The 8,651-nt window shown below is 67.7% G+C and carries 9 protein-coding genes and 2 pseudogenes; 7 read left to right on the top strand and 4 right to left on the bottom strand.

All coding sequences use genetic code 11. The features are described from left to right. A pseudogene (locus AC5WS8_RS38650) lies at window positions 1-314 on the bottom strand (hypothetical protein); the annotation flags it as partial. Between the two features lie 113 nt (window positions 315-427). Here AC5WS8_RS38650 and AC5WS8_RS38645 point away from each other — a divergent pair. Further along, on the top strand, window positions 428-991 hold the full coding sequence (locus AC5WS8_RS38645) for an HD domain-containing protein (protein WP_496108154.1): 564 nt from the start codon (window positions 428-430) through the stop codon (window positions 989-991). Here AC5WS8_RS38645 and AC5WS8_RS38640 read toward each other — a convergent pair. Together AC5WS8_RS38640 and AC5WS8_RS38635 are read right to left on the bottom strand one after the other, a co-directional pair. Then, the gene (locus AC5WS8_RS38640) at window positions 979-1,446 is read right to left on the bottom strand and encodes an NUDIX hydrolase (protein ID WP_382183039.1); all 468 of its coding nucleotides are present in this window, start codon (window positions 1,444-1,446) and stop codon (window positions 979-981) included. The two genes, AC5WS8_RS38645 and AC5WS8_RS38640, sit on opposite strands and share 13 nt — an antisense overlap. Next, window positions 1,433-2,206, bottom strand: a complete 774-nt coding sequence (locus AC5WS8_RS38635; RefSeq protein ID WP_496108153.1) for an XRE family transcriptional regulator — start codon at window positions 2,204-2,206, stop codon at window positions 1,433-1,435. The genes AC5WS8_RS38640 and AC5WS8_RS38635 overlap by 14 nt, the downstream gene beginning before the upstream one ends. A gap of 97 nt (window positions 2,207-2,303) precedes the next feature. Between AC5WS8_RS38635 and AC5WS8_RS38630 the strand changes: the two genes are divergently transcribed. The 6 genes from AC5WS8_RS38630 to AC5WS8_RS38605 all read left to right on the top strand — a co-directional run bounded on the left by AC5WS8_RS38630 (window position 2,304) and on the right by AC5WS8_RS38605 (window position 7,078). Beyond that, window positions 2,304-2,996, top strand: a complete 693-nt coding sequence (locus AC5WS8_RS38630; protein ID WP_496108152.1) for an HAD family hydrolase — start codon at window positions 2,304-2,306, stop codon at window positions 2,994-2,996. Between the two features lie 105 nt (window positions 2,997-3,101). Next, complete coding sequence (locus tag AC5WS8_RS38625) at window positions 3,102-4,004, top strand: radical SAM protein (RefSeq protein ID WP_496108151.1); 903 nt, start codon at window positions 3,102-3,104, stop codon at window positions 4,002-4,004. Between the two features lie 61 nt (window positions 4,005-4,065). Continuing rightward, entirely contained in the window at window positions 4,066-4,638 is a 573-nt protein-coding gene (locus tag AC5WS8_RS38620; RefSeq protein WP_496108150.1) for a P-loop nucleotide/nucleoside kinase family protein, read from the top strand. Further along, the gene (locus AC5WS8_RS38615; protein ID WP_496108149.1) at window positions 4,556-5,218 is read left to right on the top strand and encodes a class I SAM-dependent methyltransferase; all 663 of its coding nucleotides are present in this window, start codon (window positions 4,556-4,558) and stop codon (window positions 5,216-5,218) included. Before AC5WS8_RS38620 ends, AC5WS8_RS38615 begins: the two co-directional genes overlap by 83 nt. An 11-nt stretch (window positions 5,219-5,229) precedes the next feature. After that, complete coding sequence (locus tag AC5WS8_RS38610) at window positions 5,230-5,817, top strand: class IV adenylate cyclase (RefSeq protein WP_496108148.1); 588 nt, start codon at window positions 5,230-5,232, stop codon at window positions 5,815-5,817. 901 nt (window positions 5,818-6,718) lie between these two features. Next, window positions 6,719-7,078, top strand: coding sequence for a DUF8548 family protein (locus tag AC5WS8_RS38605; protein WP_496108155.1), 360 nt, complete (start codon window positions 6,719-6,721; stop codon window positions 7,076-7,078). 61 nt (window positions 7,079-7,139) lie between these two features. On the opposite strand, the pseudogene AC5WS8_RS38600 reads toward AC5WS8_RS38605, so the two are convergent. Continuing rightward, a pseudogene (locus AC5WS8_RS38600) lies at window positions 7,140-8,547 on the bottom strand (relaxase/mobilization nuclease domain-containing protein). Window positions 8,548-8,651: the final 104 nt, after the last annotated feature.

Raw genomic sequence — 8,651 nt, 5'->3', positions numbered from 1 at the left:
GAGGCCCCCATGCCGACCGCGAAGGTGAGCAGTTGATAGCGGAGTTTTACGGATCCGGCGGTCTTCCGGCCAGCCTGACGGAGATCCTGGATCGGCAGGTCTGCCAAACCAAGCCGTTGGAGCGCCTGAGCTGTCGGTGCTATGTCCCGATCGGCAACCCTCGCGTTCCAGGCCGACCACCACTCCTGTATCCGGCGGATCCGACGCGCAACCCAGGCGAGCGATCGGTACGTCACCATCACTATGGCAACAAGTAACACGGCCCCGATGACCGACCGCTGGATCGCGGCTATGCGCTCCAAGTCGATGTGCATAGCAGGATCCTGGCGTGGAGCGCTGACACTCGCTGCCGACTCGACCTAGTTCGGTGCTGCTTGGTGGGGGCGTCGTGGTGTGTTCGAGAGAGCTTAGGGGCATGAAGCCAGACATGGCCGATCTGATCACGAAGTGGGCAACGCAGGTAGCGGAATCCGAGCTCGCCGCTGAGCTTCCCCGCAGGTGGGCCCATACGCAGGGAGTGGCCGAGCGTGCCACTGAAGTCCGGGGGCTCCTCAGGGAGGACGGCGCTCTTCTCGTCGCTGCCGCCACGCTCCACGACGTCGGGTACGCACCTCGCTTGGCCGTGACGGGGTTCCACCCGCTGGACGGCGCAAGGTTCCTTCGCGACGAGCATGGGGCCGACGAGCGGCTGGTGCGGCTGGTCGCGAACCACTCTTTTGCCCTGCTGGAGGCCGAGGAGCGCGGGCTGCGGGACGAGTTGGCGTCGGAGTTTCCGTTGCTCGAGGAGCCGTTGCTGGTGGACGCTCTCGTGTATTGCGACATGACGACGACGCCCCACGGCGGCCGGACCAGTGCACAGGAGCGGATCGCAGAGATCATCAGTCGCTATGGCGCGGACAGTGTGGTCGGCCGATTCATCCGCCGTGCCGCGCCAGAGATTCTCTCCTCTGTGCAGCGGATCGAGGCGGCGCTGGCGGCTCAGCCGAGGTAGGGATAGGTGCCGGCCAGGTAGTCCCCGATCTGCTGGCGCATGCTCGGGTGGATGTCGTACTGGTCGAGGTCGGCCGGCTGGACGAAGCGCACCCCGTCGGCCTCGTCGTTGATCGTGGGAGTTCCGCCGATGGGGCGGCCGATGTACGTGTTCTCGTACTGCTGGCGGATCTCTCCGTCGCTGTAGGCGACGATGTGGTTCGGGTTGGTGTAGACGCCGAGGAAGCCGGTGACCTCGGCGACGATGCCAGTCTCTTCCAGGCACTCGCGTACCGCGCACTCTGCCGCGGTCTCGCCGATGTCCTGCGCGCCTCCGGGAAGCGCCCACTGGCCGGTGTCACGGCGGCGCTGGAGAAGGATGGCTCCGGTCTCGTCGACGACGAGCAGGTTGCTGGCCGGGATGAGGGTGTTTGCCTTCGGGGCGGCCGGGTCGTTGTAGTACTCAGTCCTGCCCATGGGCGGTGGTCCTCTCGTGGTCGGGTGTCCACGGCCGCGCGGCGGCCCAGACGGCATCGAAGCTCTGAGCGTAACTGTCGAACCACCCAGTGCCTTCAGTCCTCTTGAGGTGGAGCAGGGGATTGGCGCTGGCCGGCTGCCCCCAGATATGGGGGTTGACCAGAAGGTTGTCGTCGTAGCGGAACATGGACGTGTAGAGCGTGGTGTCGTGGAGGCGTACGGCACACCCTGCCTCGCCCAGCAGGGGGCGGTAGTACGTCAGTGATGCTCGGATCTTGGCAGCAAGAGTGTCGCCGATTCCCTCTTCGCGGCCTCGGATCGCGACCGCCTGACCGTCCGGGTCACCGAAGCACAGGCGCACCAGGACCCCCTCCGCCGCGCGCTCGGAGAGCATCTTGGCTACGTGCGGATTGGACTGCGCGAAGAACGTGCCGGAGAAGACGAGGACACTGATCTCGTGCTGGGCCTCACGCAGCAGCGAGAGCCAGACGTCCCGCGGCACACTGGCCCGGTTCTGATAAGTGCCGACCAGTTCGGTGCCTAACCCGTCACGCGCTCGGCCGGACCGTCGAGGCGGCGCCGGCCAAAGGAAGGTCTCTTCCACGCGCAGGTGCCGGGCGACGCGGAAACGATGCCGTGCGTGTGGAACACGCCCTCCCAGCCACCGGCTCACCGTCTTGGGGTCCACCTCGCAGACTTCCGCGAGCGATTCGGGCGAGACGCCGCGCTGCGCGAGCACAGAGTGCAGTCGGTCGTTCACAGGAGCCATGGAAGCGGCCCGGCGCATGATCGCGCAAGGACGTTTTGGGACGCCGTCACGGAAGCAGAGCACCGAACCGACTGCCTACCCTGGCGCCATGGAGCTCATCGTCCTGTGGGACATCGACCACACCCTCATCGAGAACGCGGGGGTCAGCAAGGAGATCTACGCTGCCGCCTTCTCGTCACTCGCGGGACGCGAACCGTCGGCGCCGGCGCGTACCGAGGGGCGCACGGATCGACTCATCATGCGTGACATGTTCCTTCGCGACGGGCTACCTGTACCCGAGTGGTCCGTCATCGAGGCCGCGCTTGCGCAATCAGGGCATGACCGCCTTGATGATCTGCGCCTACGCGGGACGGCTTTGCCAGGGGTTCACGAGGTGCTGAAGGCCGCTGCCGCGCGAAGCGGTTGGGTCTCCTCTGTCCTGACCGGCAACATCGCCGCCAACGCTCAGGTGAAGCTTTCCGCCTTCGGCCTCGACTCGCTGTTGGATCTGCCTGCCGGCGCCTACGGAGCAGACGCCGAGCTCCGTCCAGAACTTGTCGCGGTCGCGCGTGAACGCATACAGCAGCTCCGTGGCGTTTCGGCCGATGTGCCCGGCGTCCTGGTGGGAGACACCCCTCGCGACGTGGAAGCCGCCCTCGCCACTGGTTCTGCGATCCTTGCGGTCGCCTCCGGTGTCCACAGTGCCGAGGAGCTGGCCGCTGCCGGCGCCCACGAGATCCTGCCGGACCTGTCGGACACCAGGCGGGTTCTCGGCATCCTGGAGTCCTTCGCGGGCACGTAAAACGTCCCAGGACGTCCTCGGACCGTCCCCGAACGCGGTGCCGAGGTCCCCTGGCATACCGCCACCATCGGGGTTCCCACCAGGCAGTCAGCCGAAGGAGCCCAAGTGATCGGGGAAGTCACCGGGATCAGGAAGATCCGGATGCTGTACCTGCAGCTGCTGTACCGCTGCAACTTCACGTGCCTGCACTGCTTCCACGGCAAGCGACTTCAGTACGCCGACGCCTTCACCGCCGAGGAAGCCGTCAGCCTCCTCACCCTGATGCGAGACGAATACGGCACGGAGGCCGTCACCCTCCTCGGCGGGGAACCCTTCGTCCACCGGGAGCTCCCGCAGGTCGTCCAGCACGCCAAGCAGGAACTGGGCCAGCGCGTCGAGATCTGCACCAACGGATACCGGATCGAGCGCCGCCTGACCGAGATCGCTCCACACCTGGACCTGCTCCGGGTCTCCCTGGAGGGCGTTGGCTCGACCAACGACGGCATCCGCAAGCGCGGCAGCTACCAGAGCGCCCTCAGCTCACTCAGCCTGGCACGGGACCTCGGTGTCCCGACGGGCGCGACCATGACCGTGACCTCTCGGAACATCGGCGAGGTTCTCCCTCTCGCCAGCATCCTCGGGCAGCTCGGAGTCCGGCAACTGAAGCTCCACCATCTGCGGCCGGTAGGCAATGCCGCCGATCACCCCAAGCTGCTGGTCACAGACACGACCGCCTACGGCCGGCTCCGCGAACAGCTCGCGCAGACCAGGCTGCCGCTTGAGGTGATCGTCGACGAGGACCTCTCCGAGCACGGTGCTCCGGAGGTCTGCGCTCCGCCCGGCGGGCCTCGGGAGATCGACCGGATCGAGGCCGACCCGCGCGGTGCGCTCACCATGTCTTGCAAGGCGGTGGGCAAGGACTCCCACGCGTTCTGGTACGAGAAGGCCGCGAACCGCATCGTCCACAGGCCCTCCGCCACCGACGAGCTCACGCTCTCCGTACCGGACGTGGTGTACGCCCGTGCCTGATCAGCCGAGATTCGAAAGCCTGGAAGGCTTACGGGGCACTGGGAAGTCGACGATCGCTCCAATGCTCGCCGCGGCCCGTCAAGCCGTCCTTGTCCCCACCGTGCCTGCCTTCTACCAGCCCCTCAGGCGCGAGGTGGACAGGCGAACGAACGTCGAAGCCCGGATGTCCTTCTACCTCTCCGCACTGTTCACAGCAGCCGAGGAGATCCAGCGCCACCTCAGGAGCGGCGTTCCTGTGGTCGTGGAGAGCTACTTCGCCCGGTGCCTCACCAGCCACCGCGCCCTGGGCGCCCGGCTCGGCGTCACTCTGCCGGCCTGGCTGCCGACACCCGTCACCTACTACCTCGTATGCGCTGACGACGAACGCCGGCGCCGCCTCGCAGCACGGAACAAGCCGACGTCGCGATGGGACGCCCTGACGGAGACCGTCATGGACCAAGTGACGGATGCCTACGCCTCGTTCCCGATGCAACGCATCGACACCACGGGGCTCACCCCCGAAGAAGTCCTCCGCGTGATCACCGCCATCGATACGCAAGGAGCGCACTCCCATGCAGACACAGAGCCTGTGGGAGCACACCCTCACCTTCTTCCCGCAGTTCCTCGCGACCCTGCAGGAACGCGTTGCTCCTGACGCCACCGTCGCGGTCGTCGGTGCGAGCGACGGCAAGTTCGTCCTGCCCCTGGCCACCGCCGGGTACCGCGTACTGGCCATCGAACGCGACGCGCTCGCCGTGCACGGAGGTGAGGTCCGCCTCCCGGGCGGCAGCGACGTGCACGCCATGGGATTGATCGACCGGCTCAAGCTGGAGGAACTCCAGGCCCGTGTGCAGGTGATCGAAGAGGACTTCCTTGCGGGGGAACCTCTGGACGTGCCGTGCGAGGCGGTCTGGACGAGCTGCTCGTGGCACTACAGTGCCAACCACCACCGCCCTCTCGCCGAGTTCGTCGACCGCATGCAGCGCCTGGTCCGCCCGGGCGGTGTGTTCGGTGCGGAGTTCATGATGCCCGTGGAAAAGCGCCACCACATGGTGGAGCACTACACCTCTCCCGAACGCCTGCACCGTCACTTCCTCGGCGACTGGGACGTGCTGCTCACCCTGCGCACGAACGAGTTCATTGAGCGGCCCCACATCGGCCAGCCGCACGACCACATCCATCGCATGGGCCTGCTCCTGGCGGCCCGTTCGTCCGCCCACACCGACCGTCTCTGAGAGAAGGATCCATGAAGCACGAGTACGAGGCGAAGTTCCTGGCCGTCGACGTCGCCGACCTGCAGGCCAAGCTGTCTGTCCTCGGTGCCGTCCAGGCGCTCCCCCGCACCCTCCTCACCCGCAAGATCTTCGAGAACGACTCCCTCGACGGCGGGGCGTGGCTCCGTCTGCGAGACGAGGGCACCCGCTCAACGCTCACGCTCAAGCAGGTCACCGATGCCACGACGATCGACGGCACCAAGGAGATCGAGACCGAGGTCGCCGACCTGCACGCCATGGCCGACATCCTCCGCCGAGTCGGCCTCACCGAGGTCCGCTATCAGGAGAACTACCGCGAGGAGTGGCGTCTGGGAGAGGTCGCCTTCGACTTCGACACCTGGCCCGACCTCCCCACGTTCCTGGAGATCGAGGGGCCCGACGAGGCGTCCGTTCGCCAGGCCGCCGATCTTCTGGGGCTCGACTACTCCCAGGCCCGGTTCGGCAGCGTCGACGAGATCTACAAGAGCGAGGCCGGCCGCGACATCCTCGCCGAGCCCACCCTGCTGTTCTCCGACGGCGAGAAGCAGGAGAGTGCTTCCGCGGTGACCCAGGGATCCTGATTGAGGAAGCCGACGAACCATGCTGACGGAAATCGCCTTACAGCACAGGGTGATACCCGGGATCGCGGAATTCGGCCCGGGGCGGGCTACCCGCCCCAGCAGCCACGGACGACGGCAACGAATGGGTCGACGGTTTCTGCTGGCTCTACTGCGGCCGGCGCTGGACACGCGTGCTGTGGATCGGCCCCGCGAGCGTCGCCGGCGCTCAGGCTCCCATGTACGCGTGCGGGCCCTGCATCCGCGAACTCCAAGCGCGCGTCTGGGAGTCGCTGCTCAGCAGGGACGAACCGGCTTCCTCTGATCCCTCTCCCGCAGCCACGGTCGCGGGACCGCCCTCGGCCCGACGTACCGGCAGGCACCGCGGCCAGAGCAGGTTCCTGCGACGCAGTTGAGCCCCCGCCCTGGTCTCGGAAGAGCCTGCCGTTCCCCCGCGGCACGAGCCCCGTGGCCAGGGCGGGATTCCAGTGGTACCCCAGCGTGTAAGCGGCGGCCAGCTCCACCGGGGAGGCTCCTGGGAGCCGACTCGAACTTACGATCCGCGACGCATGGTGCCAAGGAGGCGACGTTCGCCACCAGCGCCGCCATGCCCTACCCCGGAACATTCGTGTTTGTTCCCGCCCCGATTCTCGGACCGACGAGCCAACATAGGCCCATGGCCCTGCTCAGCCCCGCTCAGCGGCTCGCTGCACACGTTCGGTCTGTCCTCGGCGACGGCCCGTTCCACCCGCCAGGTGGGTGGACTCACATGGGCGCTGTCATCTGCGACGCCAGCTTCCACGCGCGCTGTAAATATGAACTGACACTTCGGCCGAGGCTTCTTCGTCTCCAATCGGCGTGGCCTGACGCTTCTACGGTCCGCGGCTTCCGAGAACGACTCGCGACGGAGGATCTTGCCGTGGCGATGAACTTCAAGAGTCCCAGGAAGGTCGCGACGGCCCACGACCTCACTGACCTGCTGGCTTCCAGTGGTGTCGATACTCGTGCCGACCTTTGTGCATGGCTTGACCACCAGGACAATCGGGCCGCTCTGCGCAAGGTGAAGGGAGTGGGGCCGAAGAGCGTCGACTACATCGGCAACCTTGTCGGCCGATCGCAGGTCGCCGTAGACGTACATCTGCGGGCTTTCGCTGCGGACGCCGGTGTCATGGAACTTCGTTACAACGAGCTCCGAGCCGCATACGAGGAAGCAGCAGCCGTTCTCGGGCACGAACCAGGGGGACTGGAGCACGCGGTATGGCGATTCAAGTCTCAGGGCGTGTGACCCGGGTTGCCAGGCAGGCCCGTTCCTCGGGCTGCCTGGCAAGCTCGACGCCTCGGCCTCGCTAGCGGCGCGATCGCACCACCTGTTGGCCGCCCATGGACTGGCTGGGCCCTGTGCCTGCGGGCAGATGTCCGATCTGCTGGCCGGCGACCGAGGCGTCGGCGATGGTGGTGCGGCGGCGGGCTGCCTCGGCGCGGCGGTTGGGTGCCGGGTTTCGTCCGGTGTGCTGGATGCGGGTGATCAACACGCGGGCGGGCTGGCGAGCGGTGGTCAGCTCACGCTGGCTGGCGGCCTCTTTTAGGAGCTGCTCGGGCCGGTGGCCACGGGCTTCGGCGTCGGCGAGGACGGTGGCGAGCGCAGGCCAGGCCGGGTCGGCGAGGATCCGTTCCGCGTGGTCGGGGACAGCAGCTCGCACGTCGTTCGCGACAACGCGACGGGCTTCCTTCCTGGGCGGTCGGACTGTGAGTTCGGCGAGCGTCGGGGCGAGGGCACGGTCTGCGGCTGCCTGAAGGTGTTGGACGGCCTGGCGGGCGGCATCGGCCTGGTGAGCATGGTCCTTCGCCTCGTGCCAGCGCCCAGCGACGACGGCGGCCCAGACGAGGGCTGCGAGCAGGGCAGCCAGCGCGCTGCCGTCAGGGCCGGTGGCCGTGTGGGCGATGTCGCGCGCCGCGCTTCGCACGGCGTGGGCGGCGCGGTCTTCGGCCGTTCTCGTTGAGGTCGCCGGGACGGCCGACGGCGTAACCGAGGAGGTCTCCTGACGGGCCCCGCCGGGCCTTGACCTCGATGCCGTCGGCTGCGAGGTAGGCGATGAATTCCTCGGCGTTGGTCACGTGGGGAATGGCGGCGCGGATGCGGTTCTGGAGCCATTCGGGGCTGGTCTTGTCCCAGCCGAGGCGTTCGGCCTTGTGCATCTCGGTCCGGGTGGGGCGACGGGCGCCGGTGCGGTCGCCCTTCTTCAACTGCCTAAGCCCGTAGTCCTTCTCGATCTCGCGGCAGGCGTCGCCGATGCGCAGGCCGCTGTCGTGGAGTTTGGGGCGGCGGCCGTCTTCGCGGACGGTGGTGGCGAGGATGTGGATGTGGTCGTCGGCGTGACGTACGGCGATCCAGCGGCAGGCCAGGTCGTCGTCGGCGGGGGCGATGCCGGCGGCCTGGACGATGTGCTGGGCTATCTCGGCCCACTCGGCGTCGGAGAGGTAGCGGTCCTCGGGCGCGGCGCGGACGGGGCAGTGCCAGACGTGGTCGGTGACCTTCCTTCCGAACTCGCTGTTGCGCAGGCGTACGGGCGCGTCGAGGTGGCGGGCGAGGTCGGTGAGGGTGGCGTTCTCGTCGCGGCCGGGGTCGGGCATGCCGAGCATGGCGAATCCGGCCACGATGTGCGGGTCGAGGTGTTCGTCGTGGCGGCCGGGGCCGTAGAGGTAGGCGAGTAGGCCGCGGGTGTTGGACCCGGGCGGTTTGATGGCGGCGATCACGCGGGCGCCTCCGTTTCCAGGTCGGCGGGCTCGCGCAGGGCTTCGGCGATCAGCTCCAGCAGGTCCTGGAGTTCTGCAAGGTGCCGACGGATCTCGGGTGGGGT

The sequence above is a fragment of the Streptomyces sp. PTL18 genome (assembly GCF_059510295.1).
Note: the sequence above shows the minus strand (reverse complement) of the source record. Positions and strands in the feature narration are given on the sequence as shown.

Excerpts from the sequence above, each read along its gene's own strand:
- AC5WS8_RS38645 (WP_496108154.1), top strand. The coding sequence starts at position 428 with ATGGCCGATCTGATCACGAAGTGGGCAACGCAGGTAGCGGAATCCGAG.
- AC5WS8_RS38615 (WP_496108149.1), top strand. The coding sequence starts at position 4,556 with ATGCAGACACAGAGCCTGTGGGAGCACACCCTCACCTTCTTCCCGCAG.
- AC5WS8_RS38640 (WP_382183039.1), bottom strand. The coding sequence starts at position 1,446 with ATGGGCAGGACTGAGTACTACAACGACCCGGCCGCCCCGAAGGCAAAC.
- AC5WS8_RS38610 (WP_496108148.1), top strand. The coding sequence starts at position 5,230 with ATGAAGCACGAGTACGAGGCGAAGTTCCTGGCCGTCGACGTCGCCGAC.
- AC5WS8_RS38630 (WP_496108152.1), top strand. The coding sequence starts at position 2,304 with ATGGAGCTCATCGTCCTGTGGGACATCGACCACACCCTCATCGAGAAC.
- AC5WS8_RS38605 (WP_496108155.1), top strand. The coding sequence starts at position 6,719 with ATGAACTTCAAGAGTCCCAGGAAGGTCGCGACGGCCCACGACCTCACT.
- AC5WS8_RS38620 (WP_496108150.1), top strand. The coding sequence starts at position 4,066 with ATGCTCGCCGCGGCCCGTCAAGCCGTCCTTGTCCCCACCGTGCCTGCC.